General features: G+C 64.8%; 10 protein-coding genes and 1 tRNA gene. 6 read left to right on the top strand and 5 right to left on the bottom strand.

Features of this window, described 5'->3' with window-relative positions; genetic code table 11:
- Positions 1 to 106 precede the first annotated feature (106 nt).
- The 3 genes from M9M90_RS04890 to M9M90_RS04880 all read right to left on the bottom strand — a co-directional run bounded on the left by M9M90_RS04890 (position 107) and on the right by M9M90_RS04880 (position 4,063).
- A tRNA-OTHER gene (locus tag M9M90_RS04890) sits at positions 107 to 177 on the bottom strand.
- A gap of 34 nt (positions 178 to 211) precedes the next feature.
- Positions 212 to 1,603, bottom strand: a complete 1,392-nt coding sequence (locus M9M90_RS04885) for a site-specific integrase (RefSeq protein WP_256549229.1) — start codon at positions 1,601 to 1,603, stop codon at positions 212 to 214.
- Between the two features lie 780 nt (positions 1,604 to 2,383).
- Complete coding sequence (locus M9M90_RS04880) at positions 2,384 to 4,063, bottom strand: patatin-like phospholipase family protein (protein WP_254836047.1); 1,680 nt, start codon at positions 4,061 to 4,063, stop codon at positions 2,384 to 2,386.
- A 459-nt stretch (positions 4,064 to 4,522) separates the two neighbouring features.
- Here M9M90_RS04880 and M9M90_RS04875 point away from each other — a divergent pair, with 459 nt between their 5' ends.
- The 3 genes from M9M90_RS04875 (at position 4,523) to M9M90_RS04870 (ending at position 6,070) form a co-directional block, all read left to right on the top strand.
- Positions 4,523 to 5,389: an SDR family oxidoreductase gene (locus tag M9M90_RS04875; RefSeq protein WP_254836046.1), complete on the top strand. Its 867-nt coding sequence runs from the start codon at positions 4,523 to 4,525 to the stop codon at positions 5,387 to 5,389.
- Between the two features lie 54 nt (positions 5,390 to 5,443).
- Entirely contained in the window at positions 5,444 to 5,701 is a 258-nt protein-coding gene (locus tag M9M90_RS21255; RefSeq protein ID WP_371876896.1) for a DDE-type integrase/transposase/recombinase, read from the top strand.
- A 207-nt stretch (positions 5,702 to 5,908) separates the two neighbouring features.
- A complete protein-coding gene (locus M9M90_RS04870; protein WP_254836045.1) occupies positions 5,909 to 6,070 on the top strand; it encodes a hypothetical protein in 162 nt (53 codons plus the stop codon).
- A 102-nt stretch (positions 6,071 to 6,172) separates the two neighbouring features.
- On the opposite strand, the gene M9M90_RS04865 is transcribed toward M9M90_RS04870, so the two are convergent.
- Entirely contained in the window at positions 6,173 to 6,793 is a 621-nt protein-coding gene (locus tag M9M90_RS04865) for a TIGR02281 family clan AA aspartic protease (protein ID WP_254836044.1), read from the bottom strand.
- Positions 6,794 to 6,885: 92 nt separating this feature from the next.
- Positions 6,886 to 7,881 carry a sensor histidine kinase gene (locus M9M90_RS04860; protein WP_254836043.1) on the bottom strand — a complete coding sequence of 332 codons (996 nt, stop codon included), beginning with the start codon at positions 7,879 to 7,881 and terminating at the stop codon, positions 6,886 to 6,888.
- 250 nt (positions 7,882 to 8,131) lie between these two features.
- Here M9M90_RS04860 and M9M90_RS04855 point away from each other — a divergent pair, with 250 nt between their 5' ends.
- The 3 genes from M9M90_RS04855 (at position 8,132) to M9M90_RS04845 (ending at position 12,964) form a co-directional block, all read left to right on the top strand.
- Positions 8,132 to 10,219 carry a PAS domain-containing sensor histidine kinase gene (locus M9M90_RS04855; RefSeq protein WP_254836042.1) on the top strand — a complete coding sequence of 696 codons (2,088 nt, stop codon included), beginning with the start codon at positions 8,132 to 8,134 and terminating at the stop codon, positions 10,217 to 10,219.
- A gap of 321 nt (positions 10,220 to 10,540) precedes the next feature.
- Positions 10,541 to 11,785: a serine hydrolase gene (locus M9M90_RS04850; RefSeq protein ID WP_254836041.1), complete on the top strand. Its 1,245-nt coding sequence runs from the start codon at positions 10,541 to 10,543 to the stop codon at positions 11,783 to 11,785.
- 864 nt (positions 11,786 to 12,649) lie between these two features.
- The gene (locus M9M90_RS04845) at positions 12,650 to 12,964 is read left to right on the top strand and encodes a helix-turn-helix domain-containing protein (protein WP_254836040.1); all 315 of its coding nucleotides are present in this window, start codon (positions 12,650 to 12,652) and stop codon (positions 12,962 to 12,964) included.
- Positions 12,965 to 13,074 lie beyond the last annotated feature (110 nt).

Below are 13,074 nucleotides of genomic sequence, written 5' to 3'. Positions count from 1 at the left end.
CCACGCCCTGTCGAACGGATGATGGCGGCGGCGGGTGGAATATCAAGGAGGCTCGACGGCGGCGCCGGCAGACGAGCTCAGTTGCCGTGGCGGAAGCGCTTATGTTTGATTCGATGGGATTCGAACCCACGACATTCAGCTTGGGAAGCTGAAGAGGCCTCTCGTGCTACGCGAACCTTGGCGAGGCCCAGGGCCCTGCTCTGCTCCGAGCTTAACCCGCTCTTCGCCAATCAAGCATGCGCACCAACTGGCGCTCCTCAAGCAGCTCAAGCGCGCTGACGGGCGACGCCTTCCCGCTGATGATCTGCACCAGCAGCTCCTGCCATGCCGCGAGCGCCAGCCGCTTCGCCCGGGCGTAGGAGTTCGCGTCATAGTGCAGGCTGGTCACCGCAGCGCCGCCTCCCGTGTCGAAGGCGTGCCCCAGCACCTTGCTACGGATCAGCGGGGAGATTTCGAGCCGCTCGCTGGTCATGGCGGTCGATCCCGTCCGCCGAAGATCGTGCGGCGTGGCGTCCTTGATCCCGATCACCTGGTTCAGCAGACGCATGGCGTGGGAGACGCTGTCGGACCGCATCGACATCGATGGGTCGCGCGGATTGGGAAACACGCAGTCGGTCTCCAGATCGCCATTGAGCGCGATCGCTTCCTTGATGAGGGCGATCGCACGCTCCGACAGCGGCACCAGATGGAGCCGGCCGCCCTTCATTCGTTCAGGCGGAACAATCCAGACGCCCTGGTCGAGGTCGAGCTCCGAGCGCCGCATCCCGATGATCTCCCCCTTGCGCTGGAGAAGAAAGCTGCAGAGCTTGAGGACGATCGCCATGTGCGGGCCCATGCAGACCCGCAGACCCGCGGAAGACACGATCTCGCCGCCGCCCTGCATTTCGTCGAGCGCGCGCCAGAAGGTGCGCCACTCTTCGTCCTTGAGCGTGCGCATCCGCGGATTGATCGGCGCGACCCGGCCAAATCCCATCCCCGGATTGTAGAGAATGATGTCCGGCTCGATCTCCTCGGCGATGGCGAAGGAGAAGGTCGCGCGGATCATCTGGTGCGCCTTGTTCGTCTGCGCGCCGATGCCGTCGAGGTACATCTCCCTGAGCCGCCGCTTCACCAACGAGCGCGTCACCTCCCTCAGGGGCAGTCTGCCCAGATGAGATTTGACGTGCAGGCGATAGACGTTGCGTTCGTCGTCAAGACTCCGCTTCCGCTTCACCTTGCCCTTGGGCGTCCAGAGACCCTGCTCGCAGGCCGCGAAGTAGGCCATGGCGAGATCCTCGAAGGTCGCGATCTCCCGGTCGCGCTCGCGGGACTTCGCGATGCGCCGCTCCGAAGCCGGATCAACCCCGTCGTCCACCAGGGTCTGCAACCTGCGAGCGCGCATCCGCGCCTCGGCCAGGCCGAGGCTGTCGCTGAAGACCCCTATGTTGATGCGGCACTGCTTAGCCGCGCTGTTCCTATACCTGAAAGTCCAGACCTTCCGGCCTCGCGCCGAAACCCTGAGCGCCAGGCCGGGGACGTCGGCGTCGAGGTGGTCGATCTGCCTGCCAGGCGTTGGCTTCACGCTGTCACAGAAGCGAGCCGTCAACGAACTTGCCACCGACATCTCCGTTTTTGGGGGTCGCGCCAGGTCACAAATAGGTCCCGCCGCGACGACGCTACCTGAATATAGATGGAGATTAGTGAAACTCCAAACCGCTGTCTAACCTCGAATTTAGAACAAACTGAACACGCCTGAAAAGGTTTGAAACAGTAATTATTGAGTTCCTAAAGCGAAGGTCAGGGGTTCGAGTCCCTTCCGGGCCGCCAGCCAGTCCCCGCAACCGGGCTCTTCTCCGAGTGTGCGCCACGAAGCCCCCGTCGTGCGGGGCTTCCGAGGGCCCCATCCGTCATTCGCCTTGGTCTCTGGGGGCCCAAATGCGGCCCAAACGGCCCCCTTTCCGCGCCCTGTCTCCTCGCATCAGAAACGGTGACGGTTTCCCTGTTATCCGGCGCAACAGGGAAATTCCTTCGTTGTCCGGGCGTGTTTGCACCCAGACTTCGAGGTGATTGAGCGTAACAAACGGATCTATTGAGTGTTTTTCGCTGATTGGTCAGCGAATCCGCCGAATGAGTAACAGGGAAACCATGCACAAGGATCAGGGATAGAGCGCGCGCAAAACAGGGATCCCGCAACTGCCGAATATGGCCAGCTGCTCAGCAGTTCATCCGCGCGAGATGCGCTCCAGCCAGACCATTTGGTCGGCCCAGGCCAACGGCATCGGCGTCTTGAGAGCGTTACGAAGGGTCAGGCCCGAAGGCTGTTCGCCGACCAGGATTCGCTACTGGATTCCCGGCGCCATCAGCGCGCTATCGAAGTTTCGGAATTCAAACTACTCGTATTAAATCAACGCCTCAATGCCGACAGTTGATCGGCAACAGCCATTGCAGCCTCATAGCCGGCCGATACGGCCGTGTCGTAGGTCTTCCAGTCCTGAAGCCCGATATCTTCGACCTCTGGGGCGATCACAAACAGGTCGTCACGCGTGAGGGCCATGCTCGCGACGCTCGGCAGGGTGGCCGAGCGGATCAGCACGGAGACGATCGGGGGGCCCCTGAGCCAGGCCCCTGAAGCGAACCAGCGCCAGCCGGGAGGCTGGAGTCTCAGGTCGCCCGCCTTCAGCCCATCGGCGCTGGCTACGTCGACCCCGATCGTCACCCCGTCGTGCTGTTCGCGGACGAGATCCACTGGCAGGTTGCGCACCAGCGAGCCGTCCACCAGCACATGACCCTTCTCCACCACCGGCGGCAGTATGCCGGGCAGGGACAGGGACGCTCGCAGGGCGCGGCGAAGCGATCCCCGGCGGTGAATGCGTGCGCCGCCGACGGTCAGATCGGTGGACACGCAGGTGAAGGGCCGCCACAGGTCGCTGATCTGGACGTCGGCGAAGTGGGTCTTCAGGCGGTGATCCACCATGCGCCCGCGGGTCAGGGCCAGGATGGGGAAGGCGATATCCGACAGGGGACTGGAGTCCACGAACGCCTCACGGATGCGCCGGTCCATCTCGGCGTCGTCCCAGCCCATGGCCACGCCCGCGGCGACAATGGCTCCCATGGAGGTGCCGCCGACGAAATCGATGGGCACGCGCAGCTCCGCCAGCGCCCGGGCGACGCCGACATGGGCGTAAGCCCTCGCGCCGCCTCCTGACAGCGCCAGTCCGATCGAGTTGCCGGTGTAGATGCGCGCCAGACGCGCCACGTCTGCCTCGTCGCCGGCCCGGATTTGGAACAACCGGGAGGCAGGCGCCGCGTCGAGCCAACGGTCTGAATTGCGAGGGCGCCGCGCGCCAGCTGGCTGGACGAGGATGACATCGAGCAGGCGCTGGTTGCGGATCGCCGCCGTCACAAACGGGATAGGCCCCTCGGGCAGGGGCGTCTCGGCGCCCGCCACGAGGATCAGTCGGTCGATCTGACGGCTGCAGTAGGACGTGAAATCGGCGTTCCGGTGCTCGGCGGCCATCAGGATAAAATCGTTTTCCATCTCCAGGGCCTGGAGATAGGACGCCTCGCTGTCTTCCGCCTCGGCGCCCAGAACCGCGACTTCGGCGCCCAGGGCGCGCATCGCCACGGCCAGGCGTTCGGCGAGATCGCGCATGTCGACACTGTCGCAGACCGCCACGAACCCCAGGATGGAGCTCTTGCGCCGGTCGCCAGGTTCGGACGTCCTCATGCGCGTCAGCGCGGCTCGGGCCACCTCCTCAAGGAAGGCGGGTCGGTCCCGCAGCAGGGCTTGGGCGCGTTCGGCCGGGATCGCCTGTAGCTCGGAGTCGCGCAGGGCGGTCACCGTTGTCGCGTGGCGGCCATCCCCCAGAAGCTGGGCCCCGCCGATGAGGGCGCCGGGCCGATGCACCGCCAAGAGACGCCCGCCGCCGCCGCCGGCCGTCGGTTCGACCTCGGCGAGGCGTCCGACCGTAAGCCTGTAAAGCGCCTGAGCTGTTTCGCCCGCGGCCACGAGCTGCGTCCCACCCGCCAGCGACATCAGCGAGGCCTCAGCGGCGAAGACATCTTCGAGGGCTTCGGGCGGCATCGGCCGGGAGATCCAAGATTTGACGTACGGACCCACCGATCATTTCATCAATGGGTCAGCGGCACCATGGCGCCGCAAACTTTCGACGGAACTTCAGCGTCCAGCACCGGACCGTCTCGAAGCTGACCTCGATGCTACGCTGCGCCAGTAGGCGAAGTGTTAGAATCCTACGTCGCCAAGACGCGGGAAGCGGACGGTGGAGCGATTTCGGAGGATGAAGACAGTCCAGAAATTCGCTGCCGTCCACGCGACAAGTCCCTGGTGGAAGAGTTCACGGTCCAGGCTGGGGATGAGATCCGCGAGCGGATGCGTAGGGAAAGCAGTTGGTGATCGGGTCCGGGATGCTCCAGGAGCTTACATTCCCTCCGCTCCAGCAACGCGACATTCCCAATCGGATCGCGAGGGTCTGAGCACCCATTTGAGGGAGGCGGCCCCTGCAGATGGCGCTATGGTCCCGTCATGAGCCAAACGTTCCAGAACCTCCTCCCGATCGCAGACGGCGGAGCCGTGGTGATCACCGGCGCCGCGAGCGGCATCGGCCTAGCGGCCGCACGGCGCTTTGCGGCCCTCGGACTTCCCGTCGTCCTGGCCGATCAGTCCGGCGAGAAATTGCGGGCTGCGGAGACTTCTATTCGCGAGGCAGGGGGGCGCGTCGCCGCCGTGCCAACTGATGTGTCAAAGCCTTCCGACCTCGAGCGACTGAGGGACCTGACACACAGCCACTTCGGCGATGTCGGGGTGCTGATGCTGAATGCCGGAACCGGCGCCAACCCAGGCGTCACCTGGCAGAACCAAGACGCTTGGCGCGCTTTGATGGAGGTCAACTTCTGGGGCGTGCTGAACGGGGCGCAAGCCTTCCTGCCCGCCATGATAGAAAGTGGTCGCGCTGGATACGTGATCGCCACCGGCTCAAAGCAAGGCATCACCACCCCGCCAGGCAACCCGGCCTATAACGTCTCGAAAGCCGCCGTGAAGGCGTACACTGAAGCGATGCAGCATGAATTACGCAACACAGCCGGATGCCGCATCAGCGCCCACCTCTTGATCCCCGGCTTCACCTTCACCGGCATGACCGGCGGAGGCCTCGTCACTCAGAAGCCGGCCGCCGCCTGGACGGCCGACCAGGTGATCGAGTTCATGCTGGAGAGCCTCGGGCGAGGCGATTTCTATATCCTCTGCCCCGACAACGATGTGTCGCGTGAGACCGACGAGAAGCGGATGGCGTGGGCCATTGGCGACCCGATCGAAAACCGTCCTCCGCTCTCTCGCTGGCATCCGGATTGGCAGGACCGCTTCGCCGCGTTCATGGCGAGCCAATCTAACTGACGCCGGATCTCATCGCCGCAGCCGCGTCTCAAGAGGAGCAGCTTTACGGCTTGAGTGCGCCAGGGGGCAGAGATCGGCAGCACCGACAGTCAGGAGGTGGGCCGCTGGCTCAACAACCGGGCGGAGAACTCAAACCAGCCGTTCCGACGACGAGAGCGGGCCATGGAGCGATTTCGGAGGATGAAGACGCTCCAGAAATTCGCTGCCGTGCACGGCACGGTCCATAACCACTTCAACCAGGAGCGCACCTCATCAGCCGAGACCTCTACCGCAAACGACGCTCAGCCGCCCTGGCTGAGTGGCGCGCGGTGATGGGCTAAAACCTGGCCTCCCCTGCCCTCACTGCGTCAACTGGAGACAAGTTGCCGTTGGACTGACAGCACCGCCAGCCAGTCCCCGCAACCCGGCTCTTCTCCGAGCCCGCCTCGCAAAACGCCCGCCGCGCGGGGCTTCCGGCCCCAGCGCCAATCGTTCGCAAACCAACGTAATCTTAGCACTTTCGATGGCATGGTTAGCGCCATGTCCGCCGCCGAATGCTGCCTCAAGGCCGAAGAACTGGAACTGATGATCAAGATCGTCAGCTACCGACCCGACCGCGACCGGCTTACGGAGCAAGCCCGCTACTGGCGGGCGGAGGAAGCCAAGGCGCTGAAGTTGGAGCAGGCGCGCCGCGCGGCCTAGGCCCGCGACCAGGGCCTCAGGCCTTCAGAACACCATCATCCGGGCCGTCGGACAGTCTCGCCTTCGCGCCCAAACCGACAGCAGACGGCCCACCCGCCGGGTTCAGGGTTCCGGCGACGCGGCGGGCGGGGTCAGGATGAGGGTGCGCCCCTCCACCCGCCACGATCCGAGCTCGGAGAGGAAATTCATGCCCAGGACGTCCACCCCCTGCAGGCCGGGTGAGACGACCACCTTCAGGTCCCGGGCCTCAAGCGGGCCCAGGGAGAGGGTTTCAAGCGTCGCGATCCTGGCCTCGACGAGGCCGCTGGCCGTTCGCACCCTGACCGGAACCAGGGCGTCGTCCGGCTTGACGCCCGCCTCGGTCGCGGTTGCCGACGAGAGCGCGGAAACCGTCGCGCCGCTGTCGATGAGCATGCGCCGCGTGACGCCGTTCAAGGTCGCGTTCGCCCAGAAGTGGCCATCACCCGACATGGAGATCCGCAGCTCGTCGCCTGAGACCTGCTGCCGGTCGAGGCCCAAGGACGATCGCAGCCAGGCGAGCCTCGGATCGTAAGGCGCCTGCTGCAGCAACAGGAAGACGGCGAACGCCAGGACCGCGAACGACACGGCGGCCCGAATGAAACGGCCGACGTGAGGAAGGTTGAAGGCCAGGGTCAGGAGCGCTGCGGCGCCGAGCGCGTATAGGGCAAGCTGCTGCCATTCCGGGAGGCTCGTGACCGACATGCTCGTCCAACGGCAGGGGTGGGGTTTTCGATCCCCCTTTTAGCGCCCCGTGATCACATAAGCCGCGTCCGTCTCTTTGTCAGGTCGAAGAGTCATGACCTCAGCCGGTCAGCAGACATATGAAGTGTGACGACGACCCCAGTCCTTAGCCAAGCCACCTCCGCCTTGCCGCCAAGATCATCCATGCCGCGCTGCAAGAGTTTGCCGCCAAAGCCACCCGGGGCTTTGGCGGCGACAACTTCCGGGCCCCCTTGCTCCGTCCAGACGACAGCGACGCTCTCACCCGACGAGTCGCAGGAGACATCCAGGGTTCCCTCCGCGCACGATAGCGCGCCGTATTTGAGGGAGTTCGTGGCGAGTTCATGCAGGACCATGGCCAGCGTCGTAGCTGCGCTCTCTCCTACCGCCATGCGTGGGACGGACACCCGGATGCGTCCGCTAAAGGCTCCCATGTCGTCGTAGGGCGCCAGGAGGACCGAAAGCAGGTCGCCCAGCAGCGCGCCGCGTTCGGGCTTGCCGGGAAGAGGCCGCACGAGATCATGTGCCCGACCCAAGGCGGTAAGCCTGTGCGTAAGGTCCTTCGCCATCTCCGGCGCGGTGGTCGCAGAGCGCGATGTGATCGCGGTGAGCGCGGTGGCGATGGTGAGCAGGTTCTTCACCCGATGGCTCATCTCGCCGGCGAGCAACTCATTGCCCTCCTCGGCCTGCTTGCGGCCGGTGACGTCCAGGAAGACCCCGAACATGACGCGCCCCTCGATGTCGGCGTCGTCGCCCTGGCCGCGGGCTGACACCCAGCGGGCGTCGCGTCCGACCATGATCCGAAAGTCGATCTCATAGGGTCCGGAAATCGCTCGCGTGGCGGCGAAGGCGGCGCGAACCCGGTCGCGATCAGCCGGATGAATGTGAGCAGACAGGTCCTCAAATGTTACGTCGGGACTCTGCGACACGCCCCAAAGCTCAAAGGCGTGATCATCCATCGTGATCATGTCGGTGTCGACGTTCCACGACCACATCGCGACGCCGGCGGCGTCGATGGCAAGACGCAACTGCCGGGCGCCCCACTTCGGCTTCTTTGGGCCTTGCGGCATCAGTGATGTCCTTGGACTGGGCAGGGCGGGGGGCGACGCCGACCTGACCCTAATACGCTTTGGCGTCGTCTCGTTGCTGAATGGGGCGCCGTGGCGACGAAAGGTCTCGGCGGGCTCCCCGGCATCTCCGGAACCAACCGGAACCCTATGCCCCCGCCCGCACTGAGTGACGGGGGTTGTCTCGCCCGTCTCTCCTCCACGGGCGCTGGCCGCGTCCAGCGAGACATACAGTTCAATTGGGTGGCCGTACGTGGGTGAGGCTTTGATTCACATTCCCGCCGGCGGCGGCCATACGGGCGGTTTGCTTCGAGCACTCGACTGGTCGGCCTCACCGCTTGGTGACCCGTCCACCTGGCCACAGCCCCTGAAGACCCTTCTGAACATTGTGATGGGCTCGAACCAGCCGATGTTCGTCGCGTGGGGCGAGGCAGGCGCCCTGCTCTACAATGACGCCTACGCTGAAATTCTCGCCGAAAAGCATCCTTCGGCCGTCGGCCAACCGTTTCTGAAGGTCTGGGCGGAGATCGAAGGCGACCTGATCCCGATCGTCGCCCAGGCCTATCGCGGCGAGCCGGTGCATATGAGCGACATCGAGCTTCATATGGAACGGAGGGGCTACCGCGAGGAGACGCATTTTGCGTTCTCCTACACACCCGTGCGCGACGAAAACGGCGCCGTCGCGGGCTTCTTCTGCGCGTGCACGGAAACAACCGCGCAAGTCCTGGCCGATCGACGCGCCTTGGAGCAGCACGAGCGCTATCGGCGACTCTTCCAGCAGGCGCCCGGGTTCATCACTATCCTCAAGCAGCCGGAGCACATCTTCGAGTTCGTCAACGACGCCTATATCCGGCTGTTCGGCAAACGCGACCATGTCGGCAGGACGGTTCGCGAGGTCTTTCCGGAGCTAGAGGGACAAGGGTTCTTCGAGTGGCTGGACGAGGTCTACGCGACAGGCGAGCGACACGTGGCCCACCAGGTCTCAGTCCGTCTGCGCTTGGCCGCCGAGGGTCCAGAGGTCGAGCGCATCCTCGACTTCATCTACGAGCCGGTCTTGGACGACGCCGGAAAGGTCACGGGAATCTTCTGCGAGGGTCACGACACCACAGAGACCCATCTGGCCCAGCAGGCGCTGCGTGAGAACCAGGCGCGGCTGGAGGAGTTGAACGCGACTCTCGAGCAGCGGGTCGCGATCGCGCTGGCTGAGCGCGCCCTGGTGCAGGACGCCCTTCACCAGAGCCAGAAGATGGACGCCATGGGCCAGCTGACCGGCGGCGTCGCGCACGATTTCAACAACCTCCTTATGCCCATCATCGGTAGCCTCGACATGCTGCAGAGGCGGGGCCTGGGCGACCCCCGCACCCAGCGGCTTATCGACGGCGCACTGGAATCCGCCGAGCGGGCCAAGACCCTCGTCCAACGCCTGCTCGCTTTCGCCCGCCGCCAACCCCTCCAGGCCGCGTCAGTCGATGTCGCCGCGCTGATCCTTGGCTTGGAAGACCTGCTGTCCAGCACTGTGGGGCCGCGGATCAGGATCGCGTTTGACCTCGCGCCAGATCTTCCAGCGGGCATCGCCGACCCCAATCAGCTCGAAATGGCGCTCCTGAACCTTGCCGTGAACAGCCGTGACGCCATGCCCGACGGAGGGACCCTGACCATCGCGGTGGGGATTGAGAACCTGCAGCCCGGCCACATGGCCGGCCTCGAGGCAGGAGCCTATCTTCGCCTGTGCGTGCATGACACTGGCCTCGGGATGGACGAGGAGACACGCCAGCAGGCGGCTGAACCCTTCTTCTCGACCAAGGGGGTCGGTCGCGGTACGGGCTTGGGCCTATCGATGGTGCACGGCCTCGCCGCGCAGCTGGGCGGCGCCCTGGAGGTGGAGAGCGAGCCTGGGGCCGGCACGACGATCAAGATCTGGCTGCCGACGACCGACCAGGAAGCGCCAAGCCCCATGCCTCGCACCGATCCGGTGCTCGGACCACGGTCGGGCACCGTCCTGCTTGTCGATGACGAGGACCTCGTGCGGGCCAGCACCGCCGACATGCTGACAGATCTTGGCTACCGCGTCGTCGAGACGCCGACCGCTGAAGACGCCCTGCGTCTGATGGACGGGGACCTCCGCCTCGACCTTGTCATCACCGACCACCTGATGCCGGGCATGACCGGGGCTGATCTGGCCAGGAGGATCGCACGAGATCGGCCTGGATTGCCCGTTCTCCTGATTTCAGGCTACGCCGAGGCTGAAGGCGTTGGTCTGGAGCTCAGTCGTCTGACAAAGCCATTTCGACAGGGAGAGCTGGCGGCGGCCCTCGTGGAACTCACCGGCCGTGATTCCTGAGCCTCTCACCTTCACTGCCAATCCACGCCGGCCCCGCAGCTCAGCGCCACGAGCCGACCTTGAACTCGGCCGCGAGGACGCCGGCGGCATGCGGGCTGGTCGAGAGCTACATGGCGCCCTCGCAGCGGCGGTCCGGCCCACCCTACAGGAGGGCGAGCTCCGCGTTTTCCTCCCGTAGCTCAACCTGCGGCCTGCTGAGCATGATGACGTCCTAGAGGACGGACCGCTCGCGCGGGACTAGGCTGACGACGGATGAGGCGCCGCCGGCGCGGCGGCTGGCGGGAGGAGAGTTCGGACGTGAGGGCGGGGTCAGTAGGAGGTTTGCTCGGGGGACTGTTCGCGTTGAGTGTCCTCGGGCTGAGTCTCTCGCTCTGCACGAACGGCAACCCGTTCGCAGGCCCCTCCGTCGCCGCGAAACCGATCCCGACGTTGCCGACCGATCCAGCCGAATGGCGCGGGAAGATCGACTACCTGGCGCTGGATGCGCGCCTCGGTTCCATGATGACGGATCGCTCGATGCGCGGGCTAGCGGTCGCTGTCGTGGAAGGCGGACGCCTGTCCTTTGTGAGGGGCTACGGGGTGGAGTCCGCCGAAAGCAGCCAACCGGTCACCGCCGAAAGCGTTTTCCGCTGGGCGTCCCTCTCCAAGACCGTGTCCGGCACGTTGAGCGCCCAGTTGGCGGCCGACGGGGTCATTTCCCTATCCGACCGGCTGGAGACGTTTGACACTTCGCTGCGGTTGCCGGGGGACGCCCAGCTGGCCCTGACCGTGGAGGAGCTGCTGTCGCAGCGAACCGGGCTTCCAAAAAATGCGTTCGACGGCCGGCTTGAGGACGGCGAGGACCCTCGCACAATCCGTCTGTCCCTCGCCGATGCGCCGACAGTCTGCGCGCCGGCGACCTGCCACAGCTATCAGAACATCGCATATGACACGATCACCGAGATCATCGCTGCGCGGACCGGCGAGGCCTATGTTGAGACTGTTCAGCAGCGTCTTTTCCGCCCGCTGGGCATGACCAGCGCCACCCTTGGCGCCGCGGGTCTGACGTCGGCCGAGCGCTGGGCCCGGCCTCACCACGACCAAGACCAGCTGGCTGTGTCGGAGGTCTATTACCGCGTGCCGGCGGCGGCGGGGGTCAACTCCAACATTGTCGACCTGGCCGTCTGGATGCAGGCCCTCATGGGTCTGCGACCCGACGTCCTGCCCCACGCGGTCCTTGAGACGGCGCAGCGGTCGCGGGTCGCCACCGCGAGCCCCTACGGGAGGACGCCGATGGGCCGGGAGCTCAAGGAGGCGGGATATGGCCTGGGCATCCGAAATTTCACCTACAAGGGCCACAAAGTCATCGGCCACAGTGGGGGGCTTTCGGGCTACCGAGCGACGATGATGTTTGATCCCACCACCCGCACGGGCATCGTCATGCTCTGGAACAGCGACGCCAACCTCCCTTTCCGATTTCAGGCCGAGTTCATGGACCGCGCCTATGGACTACCCTTCACTGACTGGTTGTCCGTCGCGCGCGGGCCACACTTGGCGACCGCGGAGGCGCCGAGGCCTCCACCCTAGTCTTCGGCTCGCTCGCGCCTCTCACCCAGACTGTGCCTCAGCACATACGGCGCGGGTCTGTTCGTGCGCGGCGAGCATTCCGGCAGACCTCGAGGCTCATGAAGACAAACCCCCTCGGGCTTCCAGGAAGGTCGGCTCACTTCTGGTCGCTCGCTCTCTTGGGGCAGAGTTGCGGTGTGCGTTAGGCGCGACGGTCAAAAGTCTAATTCTGCATAACATTCAGCTGGCTCTTCCTCGTTCACGGAACCCTGAGGTGACACGAGTCATTGAGGCCGCAGCGCTTCATCCCCACTGGCGCCGCCCTCGGCCAGGTCAACTCCCGTCCCTTTTTGATCTGGCCGAGGGGACTCCCAGCCGGCTACGCACTTCATCCATCCTGGGGGCCCCAGTGCGAGGGCCCGCACCGAACCCGATGCGGGCCGCGAGGCCGCTGCGACCTCCAGGGGATTGCGAGGGCGGTGGTCACCGGACCGGAAACGTCGTCGGCGACTTGCTGCAGACTGAAAACTGAGCCCTCAGGGGCGAGTTGCGGCGGTGCGGCCCTGTTAAGATGAATTGGGGCGAATTCAAGCGAGGTTCGAGACGAGGCCCCCTACTGGCGGTTCAGCCAGTGCTCAACCAAGCTCACACGATAAGTTTCGTCTGCCCAGGAGTCGGGACCAGGCGAAAAGCGGCGTCCAAAGCCCCCAGGCTTGCGTATTCGTCCAGGGCAGCGCGGCGCCGGCAAGGATTGGATGCTCCGGAGGGCGTCGTCAACGTGAGTCGGATGGTTCGCATCTTGCCTGTCCTTGTGTGGAAAACGGCAGGCGTCCCATTCTGACCTGTCTTGATCGAAACCCTTGAACCCAACACCGCAGCAAACCCATGCGCGACAGCATCGATCTTCACCTGGCCAAGCGACTTTTCAACCGGCGACGGGAATTAAACCTTACCCAACGTCAGCTAGGACAACTTTGTGGCGTGACCTTTCAGCAGGTCCAGAAGTACGAGTGCGGCGCCAACCGGATCTCCGCGTCGATGATCTGGCGGTTGGCCGATGCGCTCGAGGTTCCGGTGCACTATTTCTATGATGGCCTTGAGAAACCCCATCAAAACGGGGCAGATCTCGCCGACCGGGCATCCCCCGAGGCGAAGACTTCGTCGCTCTCGCTCAGGGGCAAGACGGCCACATCCGGCTAACCCAAGAACACGTTCGCTGAACATGCTCGTCAATGGTCAAGTCCGAGATGATGAGCGCGCTTTTCAAAGCTGAAAGATGAGCCTTAACTTCATCGAATCCTAAGCGATCC

Origin of the sequence: Phenylobacterium sp. LH3H17 (assembly GCF_024298925.1) — a bacterium.
Classification (GTDB): Bacteria; Pseudomonadota; Alphaproteobacteria; order Caulobacterales; family Caulobacteraceae; genus Phenylobacterium.
Note: the sequence above shows the minus strand (reverse complement) of the source record. Positions and strands in the feature narration are given on the sequence as shown.

Coding starts and splice junctions, on each gene's coding strand:
- M9M90_RS04875 (WP_254836046.1), top strand. CDS start 4,523: ATGAGCCAAACGTTCCAGAACCTCCTCCCGATCGCAGACGGCGGAGCC.
- M9M90_RS04860 (WP_254836043.1), bottom strand. CDS start 7,881: ATGCCGCAAGGCCCAAAGAAGCCGAAGTGGGGCGCCCGGCAGTTGCGT.
- M9M90_RS04845 (WP_254836040.1), top strand. CDS start 12,650: ATGCGCGACAGCATCGATCTTCACCTGGCCAAGCGACTTTTCAACCGG.
- M9M90_RS04865 (WP_254836044.1), bottom strand. CDS start 6,793: ATGTCGGTCACGAGCCTCCCGGAATGGCAGCAGCTTGCCCTATACGCG.
- M9M90_RS04880 (WP_254836047.1), bottom strand. CDS start 4,063: ATGCCGCCCGAAGCCCTCGAAGATGTCTTCGCCGCTGAGGCCTCGCTG.
- M9M90_RS04885 (WP_256549229.1), bottom strand. CDS start 1,603: ATGTCGGTGGCAAGTTCGTTGACGGCTCGCTTCTGTGACAGCGTGAAG.
- M9M90_RS04870 (WP_254836045.1), top strand. CDS start 5,909: ATGTCCGCCGCCGAATGCTGCCTCAAGGCCGAAGAACTGGAACTGATG.